This is a genomic window from Chimaeribacter sp. YP20170169, assembly GCF_056739715.1.
Genome location: NZ_CP176824.1, coordinates 355,797 through 381,499, shown reverse-complemented (window position 1 = coordinate 381,499; position 25,703 = coordinate 355,797). Strand labels below are relative to the sequence as shown.

Below are 25,703 nucleotides of genomic sequence, written 5' to 3'. Positions count from 1 at the left end.
CTTTTCCTTATTTGCTTGTTGTTTGTAACTAAGAGCCTGACGGCCCTAAAATAAACGACTTAAAAATTTGCGCGCTGAGTACCAATCAATTGTACACAATCACCCGATCTATGCACCAATAACCTGAAGGACACGATCCAGCGCCGCGTCAGGCTTTTCACTCTCCAGCCACTCCACGTCGTCCCAACCGCGCAACCAGGTCATCTGCCGCTTAGCCAGCTGACGCGTCGCACAAATACCACGATAAACCATCTCATCGTAACTAATTTCGCCAGCCAGGTAAGACCACATCTGGCGATAACCGACACAGCGAATGGCAGGCAAATCCGTATGCAAATCGCCGCGGGCGAACAGCGCCCTCACCTCGTCCTCAAAACCAGCCTCCAGCATCTGCCGGAACCGCAGTTCGATGCGCTGGTGCAATACCGCGCGCTCCGTGGGCGCAATGGCAAACTGTTGAACGCGATAAGGCAGCGTTTCACCCGAAACTTTTGTCAGTTCTGTTAAAGTTTTACCCGAAATAAAAAAAACTTCCAGTGCTCTGGAGAGTCTCTGCGGATCATTCGGATGAATGCGGTGAGCAGAAATGGGATCGATTTCACGTAATTGATGATGCAGCGCTTCCCACCCCTCTCGGGCCGCGCGCGCCTCGATCTCCTGCCGCACGGCCGCGTCCGCCTGCGGCAAGGGAGAAAGCCCCTCCAGCAACGCTTTGAAATAGAGCATGGTTCCGCCCACCAGCAGCGGAATATTGCCCCGCGCGGTGATGGCGGCCATCTCGCGCAGCGCGTCGGCGCGGAAATCGGCGGCGGAGTAAGATTGCGCCGGATCACGAATATCGATCAGCCGGTGCGGAAACGCCGCCAGCTCCTGCGCCGTAGGCTTGGCGGTGCCAATATCCATGCCGCGGTAGATCAGCGCGGAATCGACGCTGACCAGCTCAACCGGCAGGCGCTGGTGCAGCGCCATCGCCAATGCGGTCTTGCCAGACGCCGTCGGGCCCATAATGAAAATTGCCGTCGGTGCGGTGTTGTTATGTAGATCAGTCATGGCTAAAGGAGGCAATCACTTCCGCTAATTCAACAGGTTGCAAAAGGCCCGCCGGCGGTGCTTTCACCAACGACGGGCAGAGTCGTTCTACCTCCGCCAGCAACTGGATGGCCTGGGCGGTGTTCCACTTCTCATGGTCACTGCCGAGGTGGCGTGCCAGCCAGCCAGCGACGAGGGCAGCCGTCGATTCAGACGCGGAGGCCAGATAGCCTAACAGGTCTGGTATCAACTTTTGTAAGTTTTGTTGCCGTAATGGTAAAGGTACGGCGCGCAGGGTGGCGCGGCCATGTTCAATCGCCAGTTCGATGCCCAGCGTCGCCAGCAGCGGCTGGCTCTGTTGCGCCGCGCTGGCCTCGGCCTTACTGAGGGTCAGCTTGAGTGGGATCAGCAGCGGCTGCGGGCGCAGCCCCTCCGGCGGCGGCATCAGTTGCGCCTGTTTCAGCCAGCGCTCGGCCACCGGCAGGTTGAGCAGCGCCAGCCCACTGGCGCGCTCCAGCAGCGCATAGCAGGGTGCGGCCACCGTCAGCACCCGGCCAAAACTCTGGCTGTGTCCCTGCAATGCCTCCTCCTGCACCGGTTGTGCAGCAGGCGGCACGGCAGGCGACGGCGCAGCCATGCGCTCCTCCACCACTGCGGGTTGCAGCAGCTTGCGGTACAGCTCGCCCTCGCGTTTGTCATAGGCGGGCTGCTCCGGCGGCCGGCCGCCATAGTGACCCGCTGGCTCCCGCGCCGAGCCACCGCTGCGCGCCGGGCCAGTGGCAGGACGCGGCGCGTTTTCTCTGGCTGGCGGTGTCTCCGGCGCGCGGCGTGGGGCCGGTTCGGAGAACTGGTTGGTGCCCGCCGCCTGCCGTGTCTCCGGCTGCCAGCGCGGCAACTCCGGCACCTGCGCCTGCTCATCATGCAGCGGCAGCGCGGCGGTGCCCGCCTCCTGCAACACGCTCATTACCGCCTGATAGATAAAGTCATGCACCAGCCGTGCCTGATGGAAGCGCACCTCATGCTTGGCCGGGTGGACGTTGACATCCACCTGGTGCGGATCGATATCCAGATAGAGCACGTAGGCCGGCAGTTGATCATCCTTGAGCTGATCTTGATAGGCCTGACGGATGGCGTGGTTGATCAGCCGATCCTTCATCATGCGGTTGTTGACGTAGCAGTACTGCATCTCCGCCAATGCGCGTGAGCCGGCCGGGTCAGCCACCCAGCCACGGATGGCGAGATCGCCGTGGCTCCATGACACCGCCAGTGCATGTTGCAGGAACTGTGGCCCGCAAATCGAACCAAGCCGTCGCTCATGCTGGGAGGGATCTTTCGCCGCACGGTATTGGCGCATCACCTTGCCGTTGTGGCTGAGGGTGATGGCGACGTCAAAGCGCGCCAGCGCGATGCGCCGCACCACCTCATCAATGTGGCCGAACTCGGTCTTCTCAGTACGTAGGAATTTGCGGCGAGCCGGGGTGTTATAGAAGAGGTCGAGCACCTCCAGCGTGGAGCCGACCGGGTGCGCCGCCGGTTTGACGGTGACCTCCATGTCGCGCCCCTCGGCGTAGGCCTGCCACGCCTCACTCTGATCAGCGGTGCGTGACGTCAGCGTCAGGCGGGAGACTGAACTGATGCTGGCCAGCGCCTCGCCACGAAAGCCGAGGCTCATGATCGCCTCCAGGTCATCCAGCGAACTGATCTTGCTGGTGGCGTGGCGGGCCAGCGCCAGCGCCAGCTCCTGCTGAGCGATGCCGCAGCCATTGTCGCGGATGCGGATCAGCTTGGCGCCGCCGCGGTCGATCTCAATATCAATGCGCGTCGCACCGGCATCCAGGCTGTTTTCGACCAACTCCTTGACCACTGACGCCGGGCGCTCGACCACCTCGCCGGCGGCGATCTGGTTGGCAAGCTGGGGAGGAAGAACCTGAATAGCCATGCGTGCTCCTGAACAGGAAATAACTCAATGAGAAGCAGATGGGGGCAGATCAGGGGATGATCAATGTCTGCCCGAGCTGTACCTCACCGGATTTGAGATGGTTGGCGCGCTTGATGTCGGCCATGCTAACGCCGTAGTGGGACGCGATGTCAGACAGCGTGTCCCCGCGTACCACCTTATGGCGCGCCGGACGGGCCGGCGCGGTATGGGTACTGGAGCCGGCCGGGATCTTCAGGCGTTGGCCTGTCCAGACGCCCGGCTTCTTCAGGTGATTATACGTGCTCAATTGGCTGGTGGAGAGGCCATAGGATTGGGCGATGCCGGAGAGCGTCTCGCCACGTTTCACCACATGCACCTTGCCCTTCTTGCTGCTGGTGCCATGCACCACCGGTTCGTCCGCCGCTTCGCTACCGGTCGCTGAGGCGGTCAGCGGCCGGTTCTCCACCTTTGGGCCGGATTGGTAGGGATGCGTCAGGAAGTAGCTGCGCAGGCCGGTATGGATGGCGCGGGCAATCTTCTCCTGATAGGCATTGCTGCCCAGCAGCCGCTCCTCCGTGCTGTTACTGATGAAGCCGGTCTCCACCAGCAGGGAGGGAATATCTGGCGAGCGCAATACGCCCAGGCTGGCGTGCTCTGGCCGACGCTTGTGCAGCGAGCCAACGCGTTGCAGCTCACGCAGCACCTTGACCGCCACGTCATAGCCCACGCGCTGGGAGTGGCCGAACTGAAGATCCAGCACCGCCTGGCTCAGGTAGGGATCGTCGGCGCTGTTGGCGAGCAGGTCGCCCGCGCCACCCAGCAGCTCTGACTGCTTCTCATGCTGCTCCAACCAATTGGCCATCTCGCTGTTGGCGCGGCGGTTGGAGAGCACCCACACCGAGGCACCCGAGGCGCTGCGGTTTGGCGCGGCGTCGGCATGAATGGAGACCAGCATACTGGCGCCCTGCTTGCGCGCTACGTCCGAGCGCCCCATCACCGAGATGAAGTAGTCGCCGTCGCGCGTCAGTACTGGCCGGAACATCGGGTCGTTATTCAGCTGCTCACGCAGTTTGCGGGCGATAGCGATGGTGACGTTCTTCTCTTTCAGCCCGCTGGGGCCAATGGCTCCAGGATCTTGCCCACCGTGACCGGCGTCAATCGCCACTACGATGCGGTCGCTGGCACTGGTGCTGCGGCTGGCGGGGCGGATGGAGGTGGTGCCGCTGGTGACTGCCGTAACTTTGTTGCCGTCAAACGGGTTGGCCGCTGGCTGTCGGCTGGCTGGCCGGGCGGCTGGCGCGGCTGGAGTAGCGCGGGTGATGCGGCTGTCTGCGCTCCCGCCCTGCCCACTGAGGGTAAAGACCACGTTCTGGCGACCGCCACCCTGCTGGGTGGCGGCGCGGGCGCGGCTTTTGCCGGTTAGCTCCAGCACCAGCCGGATGCTCTGGGCATCTTTCGGCGTGCTGGTGCGAATGCGTTTCACCAGATTCTGGCCGCTGAACTCCAGCGGCAGGCCGGAGATCACGCCGCTCTCGCGGACGTCAATCACCAGACGCTCCGGGTTATGCAACGGGAAAAAGGCGTAGACCGGTGCCCCATCAAAACTGAGGGTGACGGTAGATTGCTGCGCGCCATTGGTGACCTGAATATCCTTCAGGTTGGAGGCCAGAGCAGCGAGCGGCCCCAGCAACCCGAGCACGGCCAGCATCGACAGCGCGCGACGCGTGGTGCTCGCCCACCGGGCAAAACGGCTGTTCCCTTGCATCATCTTTGGTTATCCCTGCTGAGCAGCAACGCGTTGCAGCATGTCACTGCCATAGCCTGATAGGGCGCGCAGCGTCGCCTGGCGTCCCTCCCCGCAATAATCCAGCAGCAACTCCAAATCCGGCTCTGGCAGGACACCCGCCCCCTGCTGCGGCCACTCCACCAGACAGACCGCGTCTTGGGCGAAGTAATCACGGATGCCCATGAATTCCAGCTCCTCAGGATCGGCCAGCCGGTAGAGGTCGAAGTGGTACACCGCTAGCGGCGAGAGCATGTAAGGCTCCACCAAGGTGTAGGTTGGGCTTTTCACATTGCCCTGATGGCCGAGCGCCTGCAGGAAGCCGCGGCTGAAGGTGGTTTTGCCGGCGCCAAGATCGCCCAACAGGTGGATCACGCTGGATTGCGTACAGGCACGGGCCAGTTGTGTGCCCAGTGCCACGGTGGCTGCCTCATCCGGCAGAGATAAAATAAGTTCTTTCATTAAGTTATATCGTTTATTTCAACTCTGGATTAACACTTTGCGCGATAACCGGTAGTAAATCGGTGGCCAGCAGCCCGCGGGTGCCCTGTCGCTGGGCGATCAGATCCGCCGCATGGCCATGCACCACACAGCCAGCACAGGCGGCATCAAAGGGCGACAGTTGCTGCCCCAGCAGGCCGCCGATGATCCCTGAAAGGATATCACCCATGCCGCCGGATGCCATGCCCGCGTTGCCGACATCGGCAATCGCCCGCTCGCCGCTTTCACTGGCGATTATCGTTCCCGCACCTTTCAATACCACCACGCCGCCATAGCACTCTGTCAGCTTTTTGGCTGAAAGTAAGCGATCACTCTCAACCTCTTTGACCGAGCAGCCCAATAACCGGGCTGCCTCGCCCGGATGCGGCGTGAGGACGCGATTCTGACGCTTATCCGGGGCTTTTGCCAGCAGGTTTAGCGCATCCGCATCCCATAGCATGGGTTTGTCGCTGCCGCGTAGCGCGGCCAGCGCATTTTTGCTCCACGCCGACTGGCCTAGCCCCGGCCCAATCACCAGAACATCGGCCCACTCTTCACCTGCCGCCAGTGCCTCATCGTCCAGTTCCTGTACCATCAGCTCCGGGCGCGCGGTCAGCAGCGGCGCGATATTCTCTTTGTGAGTAAGTACTCGCACCAGCCCGGCACCGCTGCGCAAGGCGGCTTCCGAGGCCATGCGGATCGCGCCTGCGAAGCCGTGGTCGCCACCCACTACCAGCAGGCGGCCATGCTCCCCCTTGTGCGAACAGGGGCGGCGCGGCGTCAGCCAGCGCGAGAGCGAACTGGCATCCAGACGAGTCAGGGTGACCCGTTGTTTTTGCAGCCATTCTTCTAAGCCTAGCGCAGAATGGTGAAGCTGCCCGACCCAATCGCGTGCCTGACCGGTTAATAGGCCCGGTTTCAGGGCGATAAAGGCCAGCGTGTGGTCGGCGCGGATGACGCTCCCCGGTGTCTGGCCGCTCTCTGCCAGCAGCCCGGAGGGGATGTCGAGCGCGATGCGCGGCGCCGGGTGGCGGTTGGCCTGTTCAATCAGCCGATCGTAGGGCGCACGCGGCGCGGCAGAAAGCCCGGTGCCAAGCAGGCCATCGATGATCAGATCGCCCTCCTCCGGCCAATCATCCTCGGGAGCGTGAATCTCGCCACCGGCCGCCTGCCAGGCCGCTTGTGCCTGCTGCGCCTCAGGCGGCAGTGGGCGCTGCCCCGGCACCGCAATCAGCGTGACGCGCAGCCCGGCGGCGCGTGCCAGTGTCGCCACCACATAGCCGTCGCCGCCGTTGTTGCCATGCCCGCACAGCACCAGCCAGTGGCGGCTATGGGGGTAGTGTCTCCTTGCCAGTTCGAAGGCTGCCAGCCCGGCGCGTTGCATTAGGCCGTAGAGCGTGGTGCCGCTCTCCTGCGCCGCCTGTGCTTCTGCCGATCTAATCCAGTCTGCGGCGAACACAGAGTGTGGTAAACTGGGCGTGTTTTGTTCTTCACGTTGGTTTGCCATGACTTTCCCCTTCGATCTCCATCAATTATCCCAACATATCAAGCAATGGGGCCAATCGCTAGGCTTCCAGCAGGTCGGTATCTGCGACACCGATCTCTCGCTGGAGGAGCCAAAACTCCAGGATTGGCTTGATAAACAGTACCATGGCGAGATGGAGTGGATGGCCCGCCACGGTATGCTGCGGGCGCGGCCCCACGAGCTGCTGCCCGGCACTCTGCGGGTGATCAGCGTGCGCATGAACTATCTGCCAGCCAAGGCGGCCTTCGCCTCAACGCTGAAGAACCCGGCACTGGGCTACGTCAGCCGTTACGCACTGGGGCGCGACTACCACAAGCTACTGCGCCAACGGCTGAAAAAGCTGGGGGAGATGATCCAAAGCTGGTGTACGGAACAGGGCGGCGGCGAGGTAGGCTTCCGGCCGTTTGTTGACTCCGCGCCCATCATGGAGCGCCCGCTGGCGGCCAAAGCCGGTATCGGCTGGGTTGGTAAACACTCACTTATCCTTAACCGCGAGGCAGGGTCATGGTTCTTCCTCGGCGAATTGCTGATTGACCTGCCGCTGCCGGTTGACCAGCCGCAGCCGGAACAGTGCGGCAAGTGCGTCGCCTGCATGACCACCTGCCCCACCGGGGCGATTGTTGCGCCCTATACGGTGGATGCGCGCCGCTGCATCTCCTACCTGACGATTGAGCTGGAGGGGGCAATTCCAGAAGAGTTCCGCCCGCTGATGGGCAACCGCATCTATGGCTGCGATGACTGCCAGCTCATCTGCCCGTGGAACCGCTTCTCCCAGTTGACGGATGAGGCGGACTTCAGTCCGCGCGCGGCGCTACATGCGCCAGAGCTGCTGGAGCTGTTCGCCTGGAGTGAGGAGAAGTTCCTGCGTGTGACTGAAGGCTCAGCGATTCGGCGCATTGGCCACCTGCGCTGGCTGCGCAATGTCTCCGTCGCGCTGGGCAATGCGCCCTATCAGGCGGAGATTGTTTTGGCGCTGCAACAGCGGCTGGGGGAGAACGAGATGCTGGATGAGCACCTGCACTGGGCGATTGCACAACAGTTCCAGAAACGCGATGCCAATAAGTTGGAAGTGCAGCTGCCACAGCAGAAAAGGTTGGTGCGCGCGGTGGAAAAAGGTTTGCCGCGCGATGCCTGATGGGCGCAGTTATCCACCGGTTTACTTATCCACTGTTTGTGCATAAAAACAAAAACGGCTTGGCAATCAAGTGTAAAAAAAACATCAAGTGATCGATTTAACGTTTTGGTAGAAATAAATTAAGAAATGAAATCAATTACTTATTTTTGCAATTTTGCGGATGAACAAAAAAGAGGCTGGTCAAAAAAAGCGCGGAAACTGTGGATAACTCTGTTCAAAAGAATATTACACTGCGAAGTAATAATGCATGAACGCACCTGACGGTGTTGGGCGCTGTTATCTGGGATAAGGGAGAAAAAATTTGGAGCGGGAAACGAGACTCGAACTCGCGACCCCGACCTTGGCAAGGTCGTGCTCTACCAACTGAGCTATTCCCGCATAGGAGGTACGTACTGCGCTTACCATGGTGGTAAGTAAATTTTGGAGCGGGAAACGAGACTCGAACTCGCGACCCCGACCTTGGCAAGGTCGTGCTCTACCAACTGAGCTATTCCCGCGTCGCATGGGTATGACGTTTTACTGCTTACTGCTGTTCACTGCCAGGCAGTGAAATTGGAGCGGGAAACGAGACTCGAACTCGCGACCCCGACCTTGGCAAGGTCGTGCTCTACCAACTGAGCTATTCCCGCTCTGCATACTAACGAATTTCTTCATCGGTACGGGGAGCGCATTATACGAGGATTCTTTTTCGCTGCAAGCCCCTGAAAGCAAAAAAACGTTCTTTTTGTTCAAGTGCTGATTTAATATCCAATGCGGCGAGAATTCAAGCGTCGCGTGGGCAAAAAAACGCCGGATACACCGATCCGGCGTCGAAAAAAATTATTCCTGAATGAAGTGCTGGCGATAGTAGGCCAGTTCCGCCACCGATTCACGGATGTCATCCAGCGCCTGATGGGTATTTTGCTTCTTGAGTCCCTCCAGCAACGACGGCTTCCAGCGGCGTGCCAGCTCTTTCAGGGTGCTGACATCCAAATAGCGGTAGTGGAAGTAGGATTCCAGCTCCGGCATGTACTTGAACAGGAAGCGGCGATCCTGGCCGATGCTGTTGCCACAGATGGGAGATTTGCCCGCTGGCACCCATTTTTGCAGGAAAGCGAGGGTCTCCAGCTCTGCGGCACGGTCGTTAAACTGGCTCTGCCGGACGCGCTCGGTCAGGCCGCTGGCACCGTGGGTGCGGGTGTTCCACTCATCCATCATCGCCAGCTGCTCATCGCTCTGGTGTACCGCCATCACTGGCCCCTCGGCCAGGATATTCAGGTCAGCGTCCGTGACAAGCGTGGCGATCTCAATGATGCGGTCGCGTTCCGGGTCCAGTCCGGTCATCTCCAGATCGATCCAGATCAGGTTGTTTTCATTTGGTGTCATAAGGTTTCCTGAGCCGCATACGCCGCAACGGGCATGGCCGCTGCGCGCGCGTCGCGCTTTTTTCACGGGGAGAGATTCACCGGTCACACGGTGAACGGTTAATTAATATAAAATAGCGTGTATCATAGTCTTTTTGGTCGCAACGAGCGATAAAAGCCGGTTTAAGTGAGGCGCAGTGAGCAAGAACAAACTGTCTAAAGGTCAGCAACGTCGTGTATCCGCCAATCATCAGCGTCGTCTGAAGCAAGCAGACAACCGTAAGGAGCTGGATGATTCGCTGCATGGCGATCCGCAAGAGGGGATCGTGATCAGCCGGTTCGGGATGCATGCGGATGTTGAGGCCGCCGACGGCAGCCTGCACCGTTGCAATATCCGCCGCACCATCTCCTCGTTGGTGACGGGCGACCGCGTGGTCTGGCGGGCGGGCCGTGAAGAGAACGCCAGCCTGAAGGGCATTGTGGATGCGGTGCATGAGCGCAGCTCCGTGCTGACGCGTCCCGATTTTTATGACGGCGTGAAACCCATCGCCGCCAACATCAACCAGATTGCGATTGTCTCAGCCATCCTGCCTGAGCTGTCGCTGAACATCATCGACCGCTATCTGGTGGCGTGCGAAACCGTCGGCATCGAGCCGCTGATCGTACTGAACAAGATCGATCTGCTGGATGAAGAGGGCCGCCGCTTTGTGGATGAGGCGATGGATATCTACCGCCGCATCGGCTACCGGGTGCTGAAGGTCTCCAGCCAGACCGAGGAGGGGATGGAGGCGTTCAAGCAGGCGCTGACGGATCGCATCAGCATCTTCGCTGGCCAATCGGGGGTGGGCAAATCCAGCCTGCTGAACGCCCTGCTGCCGCCGGAGGAAAAGCAAATTCAGGTAAATGCCGTTTCCGACGTCTCCGGACTTGGGCAACATACCACCACCGCGTCGCGCCTCTACCACTTCCAGTATGGCGGCGACGTGATTGACTCGCCGGGCGTGCGTGAATTTGGCCTGTGGCACCTGACGCCAGAGCAGGTCACGCAGGGCTTTATCGAGTTCCGCGACTACCTCGGCGGCTGCAAATTCCGTGACTGCAAGCACGGCACCGACCCTGGCTGTGCCATCCGTGCCGCGGTAGAGCGTGGCGAGATCGCTGAAGAGCGTTTCGACAACTACCATCGCATCCTGGAAAGCATGGCCGACGTCAAAGTCCGCAAAAACTTCAACGAGCTGTAGGGCATCCCCTGCCAGCTCCCGCCTGACGGAACAGGCCGCGCGCCGCCGCTGTGACAGGGCGGCGCGCCAACGTCTGTTCACCAGACAAATATTGAACAACATGCCCTGCGCCGCTACAATGCGCGCCCTTTAATCCGAAGGCATGTCACATCCTATTGAGAGGCATCTGTGCTGGACCGTATCAAAATCAAATTACAGTACCTTCTTCCCAAACAGTGGCTTACGCGCCTGGCTGGTTGGGGGGCTGACAAACAGGCCGGCGCGCTGACGCAGCTGGTCATTAACCTGTTTGTCCGTCACTACAAGGTGAACATGCAGGAAGCGCAGCAGCCGCAGATTTCGGCCTACCGCTCCTTCAACGAATTCTTCGTACGCCCGCTGCGTGACGGCGCACGCCCGGTGGTGGCCCTGCCGCAGCAGATCTGCCTGCCTGCCGATGGTGTTATTAGCCAGCTGGGGCCGATCGACAACGGCCAGATTTTCCAGGCCAAGGGCCACTACTACAGCCTGGAAGCGCTGCTGGCTGGCAACCACATGCTGGCCTCTGAGTTCCAGGATGGCCTGTTCGCCACCACCTACCTGGCGCCGCGCGACTACCACCGTGTGCACATGCCGTGTGACGGTACGCTGCGCGAGATGATCTACGTGCCCGGTGACCTCTTCTCGGTGAACCCGCTGACTGCCGCCAACGTGCCGAACCTGTTCGCGCGCAATGAGCGCGTCATCTGCATTTTCGACACCGAGTTTGGGCCGATGGCGCAAATTCTGGTGGGCGCAACCATCGTCGGCAGCATCGAAACCGTCTGGGCTGGCACCATTACCCCGCCGCGTCCAGGCATCATCCAGCGCTGGACCTACGCGCCGCAGGGCATTGAAGGTGCCGTGACGCTAGAGAAAGGCCAGGAGATGGGCCGCTTCGCGCTGGGTTCCACCGTGATCAACCTGTTCCCGGCTGGCAAGTTGCGCCTGGAGCCGCAGTTGGCCAACGGCAGTGTGACCCGTATGGGCGCGCCATTCGCGGAGATCCTCTCTGCCCCGGTACAGCCTGTGTAACACTGAAGGAATCTGCTGTGCGCCTCTTTGCTGCCCTGCTGCTCGGCCTGCTTGTTTCTATGCCGCTCTACGCGGCGTCCGCACCCGACAAAGGGCAGCTCGAGCAAGAGCTGAAGCAGGCGGAGTCCAATAAAACCGCGCCTAATCAGGCGGACATCGTGGCGGCGCTGCAAAGCGCCCTCAACTGGCTTAGCGAGGCGCAAGCCTCGGCTGACCGCGCCGCCCAATACCAAAAAACCATTGATGATTTCCCGCAGCTGACCCAGACCCTGCGCCAACAACTGGCGGAGGAGAGCGAAAAGCCGCTGGAGATCAACCAGAACCAGCCTGCCGCCGACCTTGAGCAGCAGATCCTCCAGGTCAGCAGCCAGCTGCTCGACCAGAGCCGCCAGCTGCAACAAGAGCAGGATGCCTCCCGCGACATCAGCGACTCCCTCAACCAGATCCCGCAGCAGCAGTCTGAGGCCCGCCGGGTACTGAGTACCATCGACAGCCAGCTCCAGACGCAGAGCGCGCCGACCACGCCTCTGGCGCAGGCGCAGCTCTACGCGTTGCAGGCGGAGGCCGCGGCCCGCAAGGCCAAGGTGGATGAGCTGGAGCTGGCGCAACTCTCCGCCAGCAATCGCCAGGAGCTGTCGCGCATCCGTTCCGAGCTGTATAAACACCGCCACGACCGGCTGGACATCCAGTTGCAGAGTATGCGTAACGCGCTCAACAACCAGCGCCAGCGTGAGGCGGAGCAGGCGCTGGAACGCACCGAGATGCTGGCGGAGCAGAGTGGTGACCTGCCGCACGTCATCAATGCCCAGTTGCAGAGCAACCGCGAGCTGTCGGTGGCGCTGAATGAGCAGGCGCAGCGGATGGATCTCATCTCCTCGCAGCAGCGTCAGGCGGCCGCCCAGACGTTGCAGGTGCGTCAGGCGCTCAGCACCATCAAAGAGCAGGCGCAGTGGCTTGGCTCCTCCAACGTGCTGGGCGAGACCCTGCGCGCGCAGGTCTCCCGCCTGCCGGAGATGCCCAAGCCCCAGCAGCTTGACCGCGACATGGCGCAGCTGCGAGTGCAGCGGCTGCACTATGAGGATCTGCTGAACCGCCAGTCACAACTGCGGCAGGGCAAACAGGATGACGGCAGCGCGCTGTCGGCCTCGCAGCAGCGGATCATGGACGCACAGTTGCGCACCCAGCGCGATCTGCTCAACTCCCTGCTCTCCGGCTGTGACAGCCTGATTCTGGAGCTGACCAAGCTGAAGGTCGCCAATAGCCAGCTGGTGGATGCCCTGAATGAGATCAAGGACGCCGCGCACCGCTACCTGTTCTGGGTGGCGGACGTCAGCCCGATTGGCTTCGCCTACCCGGTGCAGGTGGCGCACGACCTGACGCGCCTGCTGTCGCTGGACACGCTGGCGCAACTGGGCGGGGCCTTCCTGATGATGGTCACCAGCCGCGAGACGCTGGTGCCTATCTTTGGCGCGCTGATTCTGGTGATTATCAGCATCAGTTCACGCCGCCACTTCTCGGCGTTTTTGGAACGCTCCAGCAGCCGCGTCGGCAAGGTGACGCAGGATCAGTTCCGGCTGACGCTGCGTACGGTGTTCTGGTCAATTTTGGTGGCCCTGCCGCTGCCGGTGCTGTGGGCCGCCCTCGGCTATGGGCTGCGCAACGCCTGGCCCTACCCGATGGCGGTGGCGATAGGCGATGGCGTCACCGCCACCCTGCCGCTGCTGTGGGCGTTTATGATCAGCGCCACCTTTGCGCGCTCACGCGGGCTGTTCATCACCCACTTTGGCTGGCCGCAGCGCAGCGTCAGCCGGGCGATGCGCTACTACGCCATGTCGGTCTGGCTGATCGTCCCGCTGATCATGATGGTGATCACCTTCGATAACCTCAACGATCGCGAGTTCGCCTCCTCGCTGGGGCGGCTCTGCTTCATCCTGATCTGTGTGGCGCTAAGCATTGTCACCAACAGCCTGAAGCGCGCTGGCATCCCGCTCTACCTCAATAAAGATGGCTCCGGCGACAACGTCTGGAACAGCGCGCTGTGGTGGTTCTTCCTCTCCGCGCCGCTGGTGGCGGCACTGGCCGCGGCCATCGGCTACCTGGCGACCGCGCAGGCACTGCTGGCGCGGCTGGAGACCTCCGCCGCCATCTGGTTCCTGCTGCTGATTGTCTACCACATCATTCGCCGCGGTATGCTGATCCAGCGCCGACGCATCGCCTTTGACCGGGCGAAGCAGCGCCGCGCCGAGATCCTGGCGCAGCGCGCGCGTGGTGAGGAGGAGCCGGCCCACACCAACAGCAGCGAGGGCACCATTGAGATCGACGAGCCGGTGGTGGATCTGGATGCGATCAGTGCCCAGTCACTGCGGCTGGTGCGATCGCTGCTGACGCTGATCGCGCTGCTCTCGGTGATCTTCCTCTGGTCGGAGATCCACTCCGCCTTTGGCTTCCTGGAGAACATCCATCTGTGGGACGTCACGGAGACGGTACAGGGGGTGGAGAGCGTCCAGCCGATCACCTTGGGATCGGTGCTGATCGCCATTCTGGTGCTGATCATTACCACCCAACTGGTGCGCAACCTGCCAGCCCTGCTGGAGCTGGCGCTGCTCCAGCACCTGGATCTGACCCCCGGCACTGGCTACGCCATCCTGACCATCACCAAATATGTGCTGCTGTTCTTCGGTGGGCTGACCGGCTTCTCGATGCTCGGCATCGAGTGGTCGAAATTGCAGTGGCTGGTGGCCGCACTGGGTGTGGGGCTAGGCTTTGGCTTGCAGGAGATCTTCGCCAACTTTATCTCTGGCCTGATCATCCTGTTTGAGAAGCCGATCCGCATCGGCGATACGGTGACGATCCGCAACCTGACCGGCAGCGTTACCAAGATCAATACCCGCGCCACCACCATCGCCGACTGGGACCGCAAAGAGATCATCGTGCCGAACAAGGCGTTCATCACCGAGCAGTTCATCAACTGGTCGCTTTCGGACTCCGTGACGCGTGTGGTGCTCTCCGTGCCAGCGCCAGCGGAGGCCAGCACCGAGGAGGTGACCAACCTGCTGCTCAGCGCGGCACGGCGTTGCAGTCTGGTGCTGGATAACCCGGAGCCGGAGGTCTATCTGGTGGATATCCAGCAGGGCATCCAGCTGTTTGAGATGCGTATGCACGCTGGCGAGATGGCGCACCGTATGCCGCTGCGCCATGAGATCCACCAGCTGATTCTGGCGGCGTTCCGTGAGCATGGCATCACCCTGCCCTTCCCGCCCTTCCAGGTGCGTATGGAGACCATGACCCGCAGCCAGCAGGGAGGCACGACGATCAGTTCCGTCAGCCGCCCAACGCGCACGCCGGGCGATCTCTGACCATAAAAAAAGGGGCTGAAGATTCAGCCCCTTTTTTCATCCTTACGCCCGCTCCACCGAGAAGGCGATCACCTCGCTCAGGCGCTCCGCGCCCAGCGCCAGCATCACCAACCGATCCACGCCGAGCGCCACGCCGGCACAATCCGGCATCCCGTGGCTCAGGGCATCCAGCAGGTTCTGGTCGATCGGGTGCGCGGGCAGGCCACGCGCGGCGCGGCGGCGGTTATCCTGCTCAAAGCGCTGGCGCTGCTCGTTGCTGTCGGTCAGCTCGCGGAAGCCGTTGGCCAGCTCCATCCCCTTGTAGTAGACCTCAAAACGCTCCGCCACCCGGTGATCCTCGGTGCTGATCTCCGCCAACGCCGCCTGGCTGGCCGGGAAGTGGTAAACAAAGGCCGGGCGATCGATGCCAATATGCGGCTCCACGCCAAAGGTGAACAGCATCTGCAACAGGGTATCGCGATCCTCTTCGGTGTCGGCGATGTTGCTCAGATCCAGCTTTTTCGCCGCCTCACGCAGTTGCGCCTTGTCCGCAGAGAGCGGATCCACGTCCAGGTGGCGGGTAAAGGCCTGCTGGTAGGAGAGCGACTCCGCGCTCTGGCAGTCCAGCACCTGTTGCAACAGGTCATCCACCTCATTCATCAGGCGGTACATGTCATAGTGCGGGCGATACCACTCCAGCATGGTGAACTCTGGGTTGTGATGGCGGCCAGACTCCTCATTGCGGAAACTGCGGCACAGCTGGTAGATCGGGCCACTGCCCGCCGCCAGCAGGCGCTTCATGTGGTATTCCGGGCTGGTCATCAGGTAGAGCGTCAGGCCATCAGCGGCGCCCGGCCCCACGAAGTGGGTCTGGAAAGGCACCAGGTGGATGTCCGTCACTGTGGCCTGGCTCATTGCCGGAGTCTCAACCTCCAGCACGCCACGATCGCCAAAGAAGCGCCGAATTTCCGCCATTATGGTTGCGCGTTTCAACAAATTGGCGATGGGGGCGCTTGGTTGCCAGCTTGCCGTTTCGCTCATGGTCATTCACTCCAAAATCAAAAAGGGGTGCAGTCTACCTGTAACCGCGGCGGCAAACAATTGCTGCTTTTTGCGCCGCCCGCAGAGTGGGGCAAACCCTCGATCGTATCAACATTTACCCTATTTGCTTTCGATATACTCACATCCCCCTACGAAGAGTAGGCCAACCCGTTGCCAGCAAGGCCCGCCTTGTGTGGGTGCTCCCGCACCGGTCGGGCGGCAGCGGCTGTTTTCAAGCCTGAAGGAGGAGTGCCGTGCAAACCTTTTATGCCGATTTGGCCATCATCGGTGCCGGCGGGGCGGGGTTACGCGCCGCAATCGCCGCAGCCGAGGCCAATCCGGCCCTGACGATTGCCCTGATATCCAAAGTGTATCCCATGCGCAGCCATACGGTGGCGGCGGAGGGCGGCTCCGCGGCGGTGACCCAGTCCCATGATGCGCTGGAGTACCACTTCCATGACACGGTTGCTGGCGGCGACTGGCTGTGCGAGCAGGATGTGGTGGCGGAGTTTGTCCAGCGCTGCCCACAGGAGATGACCCAGCTGGAGCTGTGGGGCTGCCCCTGGAGCCGCAAGCCGGATGGCAGCATCAACGTGCGCCGCTTCGGCGGCATGAAGATTGAGCGCACCTGGTTTGCCGCCGACAAGACCGGCTTCCACATGTTGCACACGCTGTTCCAGACCTCGCTGAAGTACCCACAGATCCGCCGCTTCGACGAACACTATGTGCTCGACCTGCTGGTGGATGACGGGGAGGCGCGCGGGCTGGTGGCGATCAACATCATGGAGGGGAGCCGGGTGCAGATCCGCGCCAACGCGGTGGTAATGGCCACTGGCGGTGCCGGGCGGGTCTACCGCTACAACACCAATGGTGGCATCGTCACCGGTGATGGCATGGGCATGGCCTATCGCCACGGCGTACCGTTGCGTGACATGGAGTTCGTGCAGTACCACCCCACTGGCCTGCCCGGCTCCGGCATCCTGATGACTGAGGGCTGCCGCGGCGAGGGCGGCGTGCTGGTCAATAAAGAGGGCTACCGCTACTTGCAGGATTATGGCATGGGGCCGGAGACGCCGCTGGGCGAGCCGAAGAACAAATATATGGAGCTTGGCCCACGCGACAAGGTGTCGCAGGCCTTCTGGCATGAGTGGCGCGCCGGCCGCACCATCTCCACACCGCGTGGCGAGGTGGTGCACCTTGACCTGCGCCACCTGGGCGAGAAAAAGCTGCTGGAGCGGCTGCCCTTTATCTGTGAATTGGCGAAAGCCTACGTCGGTGTCGATCCGGTGAAGGAGCCGATCCCGGTGCGCCCTACCGCGCACTACACCATGGGCGGCATCGAAACCAATGGCCTGTGCGAAACCCGCCTGCGTGGGCTGTTCGCGGTGGGCGAGTGCTCCTCCGTGGGCCTGCATGGCGCCAACCGGCTCGGTTCCAACTCGCTGGCAGAACTGGTGGTCTTTGGCCGCATTGCCGGCGAGCAGGCGGCGCTGCGGGCGGCCGAGAGCGCCCCTGCCCCGCAGCAGGCGCTGGAGAGCCAGGCCCGTGACATTGAGAAGCGGCTGGTGCAACGCATGAACCAACAGGGCGGCGAGCGCTGGGGGGCGTTGCGTGATGAGATGGGCATGGCGATGGAGGAGGGGTGCGGCATCTACCGTACCGAGGCGCTGATGCAGAAGACCGTCGATAAGCTGGCGGAATTGAAGGAGCGCAGCCAACGCATCGCCATCACCGACAAGGGCAGTGTCTTCAATACCGACCTGCTCTATACGCTGGAGCTGATGCACGGGCTGGAGGTGGCCGAATGCATGGCGCACTCCGCGCTGGCCCGCCGTGAGTCGCGCGGCGCGCACCAGCGGCTTGACCCCGGCTGCACGGAGCGTGACGACGTGAACTTCCTGAAACACACCCTCGCCTTCGCCACCCCCGGCGGCACGCCGCGCATCGACTACAGCGAGGTGAAGATTACCACCCTGCCGCCGGCCAAACGGGTCTATGGCGCAGCGTCTGAAAACCCGGCAGAGGAGCAGACCCATGGCTGAGATGATCCTGACGATCGTGCGCTATAACCCCGAGATCGACACCGCGCCGCACCCGGAGCCATACCGGGTGCCTTACGATGAGCAGACCTCGTTGCTGGATGCCCTCGGCTACATCAAAGATCACCTTGCGCCAGATCTGGCCTACCGCTGGTCGTGCCGGATGGCGATCTGCGGCTCCTGCGGCATGATGGTCAACCGCGTGCCGAAGCTGGCCTGCAAAACCTTCTTGCGCGACTACCCACAGGGCATGGAGGTGGAGGCGCTCGGCAACTTCCCGATCGAACGCGATCTGGTGGTCGACATGACACACTTCATCGAGAGCCTGGAGGCGATCAAGCCCTATATCCTCGGCAATGCGCGCCAACCCGAAGAGGGGCCTAACCGGCAAACCCCGGCGCAGATGGCGAAATACCACCAGTTCGCTAGCTGCATCAACTGCGGGCTGTGCTACGCCGCCTGCCCACAGTTCGGCCTGAACCCGGAGTTCATTGGCCCGGCGGCCATCACCCTCGCCCACCGCTACAACCTCGACAGCCGCGATCGCGGTAAGGCCGCACGGATGCCGCAACTCAGCGGGGAAAACGGCGTCTGGCGCTGCACATTCGTCGGTTACTGTTCAGAGGTCTGCCCGAAACAGGTTGACCCGGCCGCCGCTATCCAGCAGGGCAAGGTGGAGAGCAGCAAGGATTTCATGATTGCCATGCTGAAGCCGCGATAAGGAGAGCCATGATGACCACCCAACGCAAACCCTATGTCCGCCCGGTGACACCTGACTGGTGGCAACGGCTGGCATTCTACCGCTTCTACATGCTGCGCGAGGCCACTGCCCTCCCCGCCGTCTGGTTTAGCCTACTGCTGATCCACGGCATCTACCGGCTGAAGGCCGGGCCAGAGGGGTGGGAAGCGTTTGTCCAGCTGCTGCAAAATCCGCTGGTGATGGCGCTCAACCTGATCGCACTGGCGGCGGCGCTGCTGCACAGCAAAACCTGGTTTGAACTGGCACCGAAAGCCGCCACCCTGATCGTAAAAGGGGAGAAGCTGAAACCGGCCCCACTGGTCGCCCTGCTGTGGGGCGTGATGGTGGTGCTGTCGCTGGCGATTTTGCTACTGGCGCTCTATTGAGAAGGGGGAAACCTGATGAACCAACAACCGAAACGCTCTGATGAGCCGCCGTTCTGGGCGCTGTTTGGTGCCGGCGGCATGTGGACGGCGCTGGTGGCGCCCGCCGTGATCCTGCTGCTCGGCGTGCTGCTGCCGCTGGGTTGGGCACCAGACGGGGCATTCAGCTACGCGCGCGTACTGGCCTTTGGCCAGAGCTGGCTGGGGCGGATATTCCTGTTCCTGATGGCGGCGCTGCCGCTGTGGTGCGGGCTGCATCGCCTGCACCACATGACCCACGATCTCAAGCTGCACATCCCGGCGGGCAAGTGGCTGTTCTATGGACTGGCCGCCATTTTGACCATCGTCAGCGCCATCGGCCTGCTGGCGCTCTAAGCGCGCCAGCACTGACAGCGGCCCTGCGGGGCCGTTTTTATTTGGCGGCTTGCCTCTTATTCATTTTTATTACCTACACTTAAGGCAGATGGATGAGAAAAGGAAAGGCTATGCATCTTTGGTCAAAACTTGGCGTCATGATGACCGCGCTATTTTCGGTAGCATGTAGCGTGAAGCCGCCACCGGATGTGAAAGTGGTAGAGAACTTCGAACTGCCGCGCTACCTCGGCACCTGGTATGAGATCGCCCGCATGGATCATGGGTTCGAGCGTGGGCTGGATCATGTCACCGCCAACTACAGCACCCGTCAGGATGGCGGCATCAAGGTGATCAACCGCGGCTACAATCCCAAAAAGAAAACCTGGCAGGAGAGTGAGGGCAAGGGCTATTTTCTGGGGACACCGGTGCGTGCGGCACTCAAGGTCTCCTTCTTCGGCCCTTTCTATGGTGGCTATAACGTAATAGAGCTGGACCGTAACTACCAGTACGCGCTGGTCTGCGGCCCGAACAAGAAGTACCTGTGGATTTTGTCACGCACGCCGATTTTGGATGAGGTGGCGAAAAGCCGGTTGCTGGAGACTGCCAAACGCTATGGCTTTGATACCAGCAAATTGATTTGGGTTAACCAGTCCTGAGAAAAATCAGGTACGGTCACAGAGACAGCGTGTCCGTACCCTTCCTATTACTGAGCAGTACGCTGGATTGCCTCGCCGCCGGCTTCAACATCTTGCCCCACCCCACGCGTCGTATTGCACGCTGTCAGTGAAGAGAGAAACGCCAAGGACAGCACCACCAAAAGAGTTTTCTTCAACATAAAAATATCCTTCTTCTACAGGGAAGTGTGCTCATGCCCCTTTAGTGTAGCCAAGAAAAGAAAACATGCGGAAAACAACAGGATATTTTTTAAGCGGACAAATCAGCTGGCGATATGGGAGATGGCGCTGCCAAGGTGCTGGATATCTTCACCCATGCCGCGGGCGGTGTTGCAGCCGGTCAGGGCGGTGAGCATCAGCAGGAACAGGGCAAGGCGCTGGATTTTATTCAGCATGGTAGGGATCCAAAATTGCCGCTGCAACGGGCGTCGCAGCGGCAGGGGCATTACTTCACGCGGGAAACGTATTCGCCAGAGCGGGTGTCAACTTTGATCACTTCACCCAGCTGGACGAACAGCGGTACTTTCACCACGGCACCAGTGGACAGGGTAGCCGGCTTGCCGCCAGTCCCTGCGGTGTCGCCCTTCAGGCCCGGATCGGTATCAACGATCTCCAGCTCAACGAAGTTCGGCGGGGTCACGGAGATCGGCTGGCCGTTCCACAGGGTCACGATGCACTCAGCCTGATCCAGCAGCCATTTGGTGCTGTCGCCTACGGCTTTCGCATCCGCAGCCAGCTGCTCAAAGGTTTCGTTGTTCATGAAGTGCCAGAACTCACCGTCGTTGTAGAGGTAAGTCAGGTTCATGTCGACCACGTCTGCGCCTTCGGCAGAGTCAGTGGATTTGAAGGTTTTCTCAACACGGGTGCCGGTCAGCAGACGACGCATTTTAACACGCGCAAACGCCTGGCCCTTGCCCGGTTTGACGAACTCGCTGGATTCGACAGCGTAAGGCTCGCCTTCGAACATGATTTTAAGACCGGCACGGAAATCGTTGCTAGAATAAGTCGCCATAGTGGCCCTCTGAATAATGTAAACTGGTAGCTTAGCCAAAAAAATGGCACATATTATAACCCAAGACACGGCGGTTAGAGAAGATTGGTTGCAGCAACTCGCCGATGTTATTACTGACCCGGATGAACTGTTAACCCTGCTCGGCCTTGAACACCATCCGGAGCTGCAGGCGGGACGTGATGCCCGTCGCCTCTTCCCCTTGCGCGTACCCCGCGCCTTTGCCGCCCGGATGCAACCCGGCGATCCGACGGATCCCCTGTTGATCCAGGTATTGACTGCCCAGCAAGAGTTTGTCGCCGCACCCGGTTTTACCACCGATCCGCTGGAAGAGCAGCAGAGCGTGGTGCCCGGTTTGCTGCACAAGTACCGCAACCGCGCGCTGTTGCTGGTCAAGGGCGGCTGTGCGGTCAACTGCCGTTACTGCTTCCGCCGCCACTTCCCCTATCAGGATAACCAAGGCAACCGGGCCAACTGGTCCAGGGCGTTGGAGTATATCCGTCTGCATGAAGAATTGGATGAAATAATTTTCTCCGGCGGCGATCCGCTGATGGCCAAAGACCACGAACTGGATTGGCTGATCGGTGAGCTGGAGGCAATTCCGCACCTAAAACGGCTGCGCATTCATAGCCGCTTGCCGGTAGTGATCCCAGCCCGCATCACGCCGGCATTCTGCCAGCGGCTGTCCAGCTCCCGCTTGCAGGTGCTGATGGTGACCCACATCAACCACCCGCAGGAGATCGATGACGCCCTGCGTCAAAGTATGGCGCAATTGAAGCGGGCTGGCGTGACGCTGCTAAACCAGAGCGTGCTGCTGCGCGGCGTCAATGATGACGCGGAGATCCTGGCGCAGTTGAGCAACGCCCTGTTTGACGCGGGCATTTTGCCTTACTACCTGCATGTGCTGGATAAGGTACAGGGGGCGGCGCACTTTATGGTGGGGGATGATGAGGCGCGGGCGCTGGTGAAGGCGCTGCTGACCAAAGTCTCCGGCTATATGGTGCCGAAGCTGGCGCGGGAAGTGGGCGGCGAGCCGAGCAAAACGCCGCTCGATCTCTACCTGAAGCAAGCCTGACGGCCCAAGGAGGGCGAGGGAGACCTCGCCACCGGGCACTGCTTGCCTGCCTGTCAGGGGCAGTGGTAGACCTGACCCACCATTTTGCTGTCTTTCGGGACGAAGCTGGACCAGAAATCCTCACTCGGGCTGGTGGCGCCATAAATGACGTTGCCGCCCATATCCGCCGCTTTGTTGCGCAGGTCATTGGCCGCGCCGCGCATGGAACTGCCATCGCCACCGGTGCCAGAGAACCAGTTGCTCTGCGAGCCGGTCACCTCACCCACCAGCCGGCAGCTGCTGCTCGGTTGGCTGTCGGTGAATTTGACCTGCTGGCCAGCCGAACTCAATTGGTGGGTACTGCTGCAACCCGCCAGCAGCAAGGCTGCTGAAAGACCAAGAAAGACGTTAATCCGCATCTTTTTCCCCATATAGTTAAGACTCTCGCCGACCTTACCAGCCGGGGCGCCGTGCCGGTTAGGCATCCGCTGCCCTGACGATAGGCTGCGCGCAGGTAGTCTACAGTTTATACGTTAATTCAGCGAGACTATGATAGATATATAGCAGCAACAATCAATTAGTTGCGAATTAATGCGCAGATAAATAAAAACCCCCGGCCGGGGCCGGGGGTTTCGCTACAGACTGTGGGGGACAGTCAGGGACGGATTACATCATGCCGCCCATGCCACCCATGCCGCCCATACCTGCGGCGCCCATGTCTGCTTTCTCTTCTTTCGGCAGCTCGGTCACCATGCACTCGGTGGTGATCATCAGGCCAGCAACGGAAGAGGCGTACTGCAGAGCAGAACGGGTCACTTTGGTCGGATCCAGGATACCCATGCCGATCATGTCGCCGTACTCTTCAGTGGCCGCGTTGTAACCGAAGTTACCTTCACCGGCTTTCACCTGGTTAGCCACAACGGACGGCTCTTCACCGGCGTTGGAGACGATCTGACGCAGCGGGGACTCCATCGCGCGCAGCGCAACACGAATACCCACGTTCTGGTCTTCGTTGTCGCCTTTCAGGCCGCTCTGAGCGATGGCATTTGCCACACGCACCAGCGCCACGCCGCCACCCGCTACCACGCCTTCCTCTACCGCAGCACGGGTTGCGTGCAGGGCATCTTCAACGCGGGCTTTCTTCTCTTTCATCTCAACTTCAGTTGCTGCGCCCACTTTGATGACAGCGACGCCGCCAGCCAGTTTAGCCACACGCTCCTGCAGTTTTTCGCGATCGTAGTCAGAGGTCGCTTCTTCGATCTGCTGACGGATCTGGGTTACGCGGCCCTGAATGGTCTCTTCGTCACCCACGCCATCGATGATGGTGGTGGTGTCTTTGTTGATGACCACACGTTTAGCCTGACCCAGGTCTTCCAGCGTCGCTTTCTCCAGCTCCAGACCGATCTCTTCAGAGATAACAGTACCGGCAGTCAGGGTAGCGATGTCTTGCAGCATGGCTTTACGACGGTCGCCGAAGCCCGGCGCTTTCACCGCAGCCACTTTCACGATGCCGCGCATGGTGTTAACCACCAGGGTCGCCAGCGCTTCGCCTTCCACATCTTCCGCGATGATCAGCAGCGGTTTGCCGGCTTTCGCCACGGCTTCCAGCACTGGCAGCATTTCGCGGATGTTGGAGATCTTCTTGTCAGCCAGCAGGATGAACGGGCTTTCCAGCTCAACAGAACCGGTTTCCGGCTTGTTGATGAAGTAAGGGGAGAGGTAACCGCGGTCGAACTGCATACCTTCAACCACGTCCAGCTCGTCTTGCAGGCCAGTACCCTCTTCAACAGTGATCACGCCCTCTTTGCCGACTTTTTCCATCGCTTCGGCAATCAGTTTGCCCACGGTGTCGTCGGAGTTGGCGGAGATAGTACCTACCTGAGCGATCGCTTTGGAATCAGAGCACGGAACGGAGAGTTTTTTCAGCTCTTCAACAGCGGAGATAACCGCCTTGTCGATGCCGCGCTTCAGATCCATCGGGTTCATGCCAGCGGCAACGGCTTTCAGGCCTTCAGTAATGATGGACTGTGCCAGAACGGTGGCGGTGGTGGTGCCGTCGCCCGCAGCGTCGTTCGCTTTGGAGGCCACTTCTTTCACCATCTGTGCGCCCATGTTTTCGAACTTGTCTTCCAGTTCGATTTCACGTGCAACGGATACGCCGTCTTTGGTGATGGTCGGTGCGCCGAAGGATTTGTCCAGCACTACGTTACGGCCTTTTGGGCCCAGGGTAACTTTTACCGCATCAGCCAGCACATTAACGCCGCGCAGCATTTTTACACGAGCGTCATTACCGAATTTTACGTCTTTAGCTGCCATTTTACTTTCCCTTAAATTCGTTCAGTTCAGTGATTTGCGCGTGAATTACGCTTCAACAATCGCCAGAATGTCGCTTTCAGACATGATCAACACTTCTTCATTGTCGATCTTCTCGGCTTTCACGCCGTAGCCGTCGTTGAAAATAACGATGTCGCCAACTTTCACATCCAGCGGCTTGATCTCGCCGTTTTCCAGGATGCGACCATTGCCCACAGCCAGCACTTCGCCACGGGTAGATTTGCCCGCCGCAGAGCCGGTCAGAACGATGCCGCCAGCAGATTTAGACTCGACTTCTTTACGCTTGACGATAACGCGGTCATGCAATGGACGAATTTTCATTGATAGCTCTCCTTTGAGAAGGTCCATATCTGATTCAGGATAAGAGATGCCGGGGTATGCCTCCGGCCTCGTGGTTTTCTAGATGGGGGCATTCACGCCCCCTTCAAGGGACAGACCAAAAAAATTTTTCGTTCTTGCCCTGCCCCGCAAAATTGGTGGGCCGCCTTAGGCCAGCCCGCACTCTAGCGTGCCGGGGCGGACGCCGCCACCCCAGCCTGGCCTTTTCAGCTTTCGCCCTACTTGTCGTCTTTCTCGCGGTCGGTGTGGCCCAAGCGCTCGTGGTACTCATCCTTGCGCTGGTATTCACCCTCAAAGGTCGCGCCGCCACCCTGCCCGGCGCGGAAACCGCCGCGACTAAAGGTGAGGTGCGGCAACAGTTTCAGCGTCAGGTGTTTTTGCACCGGCGGCAATAGCAGCAGCAGGCCGAGGAAGTCAGTAAAGAAACCGGGCAGCAGCAGCAGGAAGCCCGCCAGCAGCAGCGATGCGCTCTTGATCATCTCTGCCGCCGGGCTTTCGCCCAACGCCAGCTTTTGCTGGATCTGCATTAGGGTCTTCATCCCCTCATTGCGCACCAGCGAAATCCCAACGCCGGAGGTGAAGATCACCAGCAGCAGGGTAAGGAAGACGCCCAGCACATGGGCAACCTGGATAAACAGTGATATTTCGATGTAGGCCAGCAGAAATATCACCAATAACGGTAACAGGCGCACCGCACTCTCCTTTCAGCAAACGCGCTGGCATGTTGGTCGCCAACGCGTAAAAATGGGGGGCCAGGCTGCCACGCAACCGGGCTGACTACCTTGAGATGGTGCTGCCAGCGGAAGAATTCAACCGTACCGGTGACTTTTCTTCTGGCCGGACGGGAAGTGTGAACTCCTTCACAGATATAAAACTGGGCGGGATGGATTGCGTG

24 protein-coding genes and 3 tRNA genes are annotated in these 25,703 nt (G+C 60.6%); 10 read left to right on the top strand and 17 right to left on the bottom strand.

The features are described 5' to 3' along the window. Window positions 1-108: 108 nt before the first annotated feature. The 5 genes from miaA to nnr are packed head-to-tail and all read right to left on the bottom strand — an operon-like array spanning window position 109 to window position 6,717. The gene (gene miaA, locus ACK3SD_RS01780) at window positions 109-1,050 is read right to left on the bottom strand and encodes a tRNA (adenosine(37)-N6)-dimethylallyltransferase MiaA (protein ID WP_481126571.1); all 942 of its coding nucleotides are present in this window, start codon (window positions 1,048-1,050) and stop codon (window positions 109-111) included. Next, window positions 1,043-2,968 (bottom strand): DNA mismatch repair endonuclease MutL, encoded by a 1,926-nt coding sequence (gene mutL, locus ACK3SD_RS01775; protein WP_481126570.1) that lies wholly within the window; start codon window positions 2,966-2,968, stop codon window positions 1,043-1,045. The genes miaA and mutL overlap by 8 nt, the downstream gene beginning before the upstream one ends. Window positions 2,969-3,017: 49 nt before the next feature. Then, the gene (amiB, locus tag ACK3SD_RS01770; RefSeq protein ID WP_481126569.1) at window positions 3,018-4,715 is read right to left on the bottom strand and encodes an N-acetylmuramoyl-L-alanine amidase AmiB; all 1,698 of its coding nucleotides are present in this window, start codon (window positions 4,713-4,715) and stop codon (window positions 3,018-3,020) included. 6 nt (window positions 4,716-4,721) lie between these two features. Continuing rightward, the gene (tsaE, locus tag ACK3SD_RS01765) at window positions 4,722-5,192 is read right to left on the bottom strand and encodes a tRNA (adenosine(37)-N6)-threonylcarbamoyltransferase complex ATPase subunit type 1 TsaE (protein WP_137762014.1); all 471 of its coding nucleotides are present in this window, start codon (window positions 5,190-5,192) and stop codon (window positions 4,722-4,724) included. A 13-nt stretch (window positions 5,193-5,205) separates the two neighbouring features. After that, window positions 5,206-6,717 carry a bifunctional ADP-dependent NAD(P)H-hydrate dehydratase/NAD(P)H-hydrate epimerase gene (gene nnr, locus ACK3SD_RS01760; RefSeq protein ID WP_481126568.1) on the bottom strand — a complete coding sequence of 504 codons (1,512 nt, stop codon included), beginning with the start codon at window positions 6,715-6,717 and terminating at the stop codon, window positions 5,206-5,208. Between nnr and queG the strand changes: the two genes are divergently transcribed. Continuing rightward, the gene (queG, locus tag ACK3SD_RS01755; RefSeq protein WP_481126567.1) at window positions 6,716-7,870 is read left to right on the top strand and encodes a tRNA epoxyqueuosine(34) reductase QueG; all 1,155 of its coding nucleotides are present in this window, start codon (window positions 6,716-6,718) and stop codon (window positions 7,868-7,870) included. The genes nnr and queG overlap by 2 nt on opposite strands. Window positions 7,871-8,172: 302 nt before the next feature. On the opposite strand, the gene ACK3SD_RS01750 is transcribed toward queG, so the two are convergent. The 4 genes from ACK3SD_RS01750 to orn all read right to left on the bottom strand — a co-directional run bounded on the left by ACK3SD_RS01750 (window position 8,173) and on the right by orn (window position 9,235). Beyond that, window positions 8,173-8,248: transfer RNA gene (locus ACK3SD_RS01750), tRNA-Gly, on the bottom strand. Window positions 8,249-8,291: 43 nt separating this feature from the next. Next, window positions 8,292-8,367 (bottom strand) — tRNA-Gly (locus tag ACK3SD_RS01745). A gap of 56 nt (window positions 8,368-8,423) precedes the next feature. Beyond that, window positions 8,424-8,499: transfer RNA gene (locus tag ACK3SD_RS01740), tRNA-Gly, on the bottom strand. Between the two features lie 190 nt (window positions 8,500-8,689). Continuing rightward, window positions 8,690-9,235, bottom strand: coding sequence for an oligoribonuclease (gene orn / locus ACK3SD_RS01735; protein ID WP_137762011.1), 546 nt, complete (start codon window positions 9,233-9,235; stop codon window positions 8,690-8,692). 175 nt (window positions 9,236-9,410) lie between these two features. Here orn and rsgA point away from each other — a divergent pair, with 175 nt between their 5' ends. The 3 genes from rsgA to mscM all read left to right on the top strand — a co-directional run bounded on the left by rsgA (window position 9,411) and on the right by mscM (window position 14,863). After that, window positions 9,411-10,454 carry a small ribosomal subunit biogenesis GTPase RsgA gene (gene rsgA, locus ACK3SD_RS01730; protein WP_481126566.1) on the top strand — a complete coding sequence of 348 codons (1,044 nt, stop codon included), beginning with the start codon at window positions 9,411-9,413 and terminating at the stop codon, window positions 10,452-10,454. Between the two features lie 168 nt (window positions 10,455-10,622). Continuing rightward, window positions 10,623-11,507, top strand: a complete 885-nt coding sequence (gene asd / locus ACK3SD_RS01725) for an archaetidylserine decarboxylase (protein WP_481126565.1) — start codon at window positions 10,623-10,625, stop codon at window positions 11,505-11,507. A 59-nt stretch (window positions 11,508-11,566) separates the two neighbouring features. Next, window positions 11,567-14,863 carry a miniconductance mechanosensitive channel MscM gene (mscM, locus tag ACK3SD_RS01720; protein ID WP_481127476.1) on the top strand — a complete coding sequence of 1,099 codons (3,297 nt, stop codon included), beginning with the start codon at window positions 11,567-11,569 and terminating at the stop codon, window positions 14,861-14,863. A gap of 42 nt (window positions 14,864-14,905) precedes the next feature. Here the strand turns inward: mscM and epmA are convergent, their stop codons facing one another. Then, window positions 14,906-15,883, bottom strand: a complete 978-nt coding sequence (gene epmA / locus ACK3SD_RS01715) for an elongation factor P--(R)-beta-lysine ligase (RefSeq protein WP_137762007.1) — start codon at window positions 15,881-15,883, stop codon at window positions 14,906-14,908. A gap of 254 nt (window positions 15,884-16,137) precedes the next feature. Between epmA and frdA the strand changes: the two genes are divergently transcribed. From frdA to blc, 5 genes are all read left to right on the top strand, one after another. Then, window positions 16,138-17,925: a fumarate reductase (quinol) flavoprotein subunit gene (frdA, locus tag ACK3SD_RS01710; RefSeq protein ID WP_481126564.1), complete on the top strand. Its 1,788-nt coding sequence runs from the start codon at window positions 16,138-16,140 to the stop codon at window positions 17,923-17,925. After that, window positions 17,918-18,643 carry a succinate dehydrogenase/fumarate reductase iron-sulfur subunit gene (locus tag ACK3SD_RS01705; protein ID WP_481126563.1) on the top strand — a complete coding sequence of 242 codons (726 nt, stop codon included), beginning with the start codon at window positions 17,918-17,920 and terminating at the stop codon, window positions 18,641-18,643. Before frdA ends, ACK3SD_RS01705 begins: the two co-directional genes overlap by 8 nt. Before the next feature lie 11 nt (window positions 18,644-18,654). Continuing rightward, window positions 18,655-19,047: a fumarate reductase subunit FrdC gene (frdC, locus tag ACK3SD_RS01700; protein ID WP_481127475.1), complete on the top strand. Its 393-nt coding sequence runs from the start codon at window positions 18,655-18,657 to the stop codon at window positions 19,045-19,047. Window positions 19,048-19,059: 12 nt separating this feature from the next. Beyond that, on the top strand, window positions 19,060-19,419 hold the full coding sequence (gene frdD, locus ACK3SD_RS01695) for a fumarate reductase subunit FrdD (RefSeq protein ID WP_481127474.1): 360 nt from the start codon (window positions 19,060-19,062) through the stop codon (window positions 19,417-19,419). 110 nt (window positions 19,420-19,529) lie between these two features. Continuing rightward, entirely contained in the window at window positions 19,530-20,054 is a 525-nt protein-coding gene (gene blc, locus ACK3SD_RS01690; RefSeq protein ID WP_137762003.1) for an outer membrane lipoprotein Blc, read from the top strand. A gap of 47 nt (window positions 20,055-20,101) precedes the next feature. On the opposite strand, the gene ACK3SD_RS01685 is transcribed toward blc, so the two are convergent. The 3 genes from ACK3SD_RS01685 to efp form a co-directional block, all read right to left on the bottom strand. Continuing rightward, window positions 20,102-20,233: an entericidin A/B family lipoprotein gene (locus tag ACK3SD_RS01685; RefSeq protein WP_137762002.1), complete on the bottom strand. Its 132-nt coding sequence runs from the start codon at window positions 20,231-20,233 to the stop codon at window positions 20,102-20,104. Between the two features lie 102 nt (window positions 20,234-20,335). Then, the gene (locus tag ACK3SD_RS01680) at window positions 20,336-20,467 is read right to left on the bottom strand and encodes an entericidin A/B family lipoprotein (RefSeq protein WP_137762001.1); all 132 of its coding nucleotides are present in this window, start codon (window positions 20,465-20,467) and stop codon (window positions 20,336-20,338) included. Window positions 20,468-20,517: 50 nt separating this feature from the next. After that, window positions 20,518-21,084: an elongation factor P gene (efp, locus tag ACK3SD_RS01675; protein ID WP_137762000.1), complete on the bottom strand. Its 567-nt coding sequence runs from the start codon at window positions 21,082-21,084 to the stop codon at window positions 20,518-20,520. Window positions 21,085-21,127: 43 nt separating this feature from the next. Here efp and epmB point away from each other — a divergent pair, with 43 nt between their 5' ends. Beyond that, window positions 21,128-22,156, top strand: a complete 1,029-nt coding sequence (gene epmB / locus ACK3SD_RS01670; RefSeq protein ID WP_137761999.1) for an EF-P beta-lysylation protein EpmB — start codon at window positions 21,128-21,130, stop codon at window positions 22,154-22,156. Between the two features lie 53 nt (window positions 22,157-22,209). Here the strand turns inward: epmB and ACK3SD_RS01665 are convergent, their stop codons facing one another. The 4 genes from ACK3SD_RS01665 to ACK3SD_RS01650 all read right to left on the bottom strand — a co-directional run bounded on the left by ACK3SD_RS01665 (window position 22,210) and on the right by ACK3SD_RS01650 (window position 25,500). Next, complete coding sequence (locus ACK3SD_RS01665) at window positions 22,210-22,554, bottom strand: DUF4156 domain-containing protein (RefSeq protein ID WP_481126562.1); 345 nt, start codon at window positions 22,552-22,554, stop codon at window positions 22,210-22,212. Window positions 22,555-22,801: 247 nt separating this feature from the next. After that, the gene (gene groL / locus ACK3SD_RS01660; RefSeq protein ID WP_137761997.1) at window positions 22,802-24,451 is read right to left on the bottom strand and encodes a chaperonin GroEL; all 1,650 of its coding nucleotides are present in this window, start codon (window positions 24,449-24,451) and stop codon (window positions 22,802-22,804) included. A 45-nt stretch (window positions 24,452-24,496) separates the two neighbouring features. Next, window positions 24,497-24,790: a co-chaperone GroES gene (locus tag ACK3SD_RS01655; protein WP_137761996.1), complete on the bottom strand. Its 294-nt coding sequence runs from the start codon at window positions 24,788-24,790 to the stop codon at window positions 24,497-24,499. A gap of 236 nt (window positions 24,791-25,026) precedes the next feature. Beyond that, window positions 25,027-25,500, bottom strand: coding sequence for an FxsA family protein (locus tag ACK3SD_RS01650; RefSeq protein ID WP_481126561.1), 474 nt, complete (start codon window positions 25,498-25,500; stop codon window positions 25,027-25,029). Window positions 25,501-25,703 lie beyond the last annotated feature (203 nt).

Coding starts and splice junctions, on each gene's coding strand:
- blc (WP_137762003.1), top strand. CDS start 19,530: ATGCATCTTTGGTCAAAACTTGGCGTCATGATGACCGCGCTATTTTCG.
- epmA (WP_137762007.1), bottom strand. CDS start 15,883: ATGAGCGAAACGGCAAGCTGGCAACCAAGCGCCCCCATCGCCAATTTG.
- ACK3SD_RS01665 (WP_481126562.1), bottom strand. CDS start 22,554: ATGCGGATTAACGTCTTTCTTGGTCTTTCAGCAGCCTTGCTGCTGGCG.
- mutL (WP_481126570.1), bottom strand. CDS start 2,968: ATGGCTATTCAGGTTCTTCCTCCCCAGCTTGCCAACCAGATCGCCGCC.
- mscM (WP_481127476.1), top strand. CDS start 11,567: ATGCCGCTCTACGCGGCGTCCGCACCCGACAAAGGGCAGCTCGAGCAA.
- orn (WP_137762011.1), bottom strand. CDS start 9,235: ATGACACCAAATGAAAACAACCTGATCTGGATCGATCTGGAGATGACC.
- ACK3SD_RS01680 (WP_137762001.1), bottom strand. CDS start 20,467: ATGCTGAATAAAATCCAGCGCCTTGCCCTGTTCCTGCTGATGCTCACC.
- ACK3SD_RS01685 (WP_137762002.1), bottom strand. CDS start 20,233: ATGTTGAAGAAAACTCTTTTGGTGGTGCTGTCCTTGGCGTTTCTCTCT.
- frdC (WP_481127475.1), top strand. CDS start 18,655: ATGACCACCCAACGCAAACCCTATGTCCGCCCGGTGACACCTGACTGG.
- queG (WP_481126567.1), top strand. CDS start 6,716: ATGACTTTCCCCTTCGATCTCCATCAATTATCCCAACATATCAAGCAA.
- efp (WP_137762000.1), bottom strand. CDS start 21,084: ATGGCGACTTATTCTAGCAACGATTTCCGTGCCGGTCTTAAAATCATG.
- tsaE (WP_137762014.1), bottom strand. CDS start 5,192: ATGAAAGAACTTATTTTATCTCTGCCGGATGAGGCAGCCACCGTGGCA.
- ACK3SD_RS01655 (WP_137761996.1), bottom strand. CDS start 24,790: ATGAAAATTCGTCCATTGCATGACCGCGTTATCGTCAAGCGTAAAGAA.
- nnr (WP_481126568.1), bottom strand. CDS start 6,717: ATGGCAAACCAACGTGAAGAACAAAACACGCCCAGTTTACCACACTCT.
- miaA (WP_481126571.1), bottom strand. CDS start 1,050: ATGACTGATCTACATAACAACACCGCACCGACGGCAATTTTCATTATG.
- ACK3SD_RS01705 (WP_481126563.1), top strand. CDS start 17,918: ATGGCTGAGATGATCCTGACGATCGTGCGCTATAACCCCGAGATCGAC.
- amiB (WP_481126569.1), bottom strand. CDS start 4,715: ATGATGCAAGGGAACAGCCGTTTTGCCCGGTGGGCGAGCACCACGCGT.
- epmB (WP_137761999.1), top strand. CDS start 21,128: ATGGCACATATTATAACCCAAGACACGGCGGTTAGAGAAGATTGGTTG.
- groL (WP_137761997.1), bottom strand. CDS start 24,451: ATGGCAGCTAAAGACGTAAAATTCGGTAATGACGCTCGTGTAAAAATG.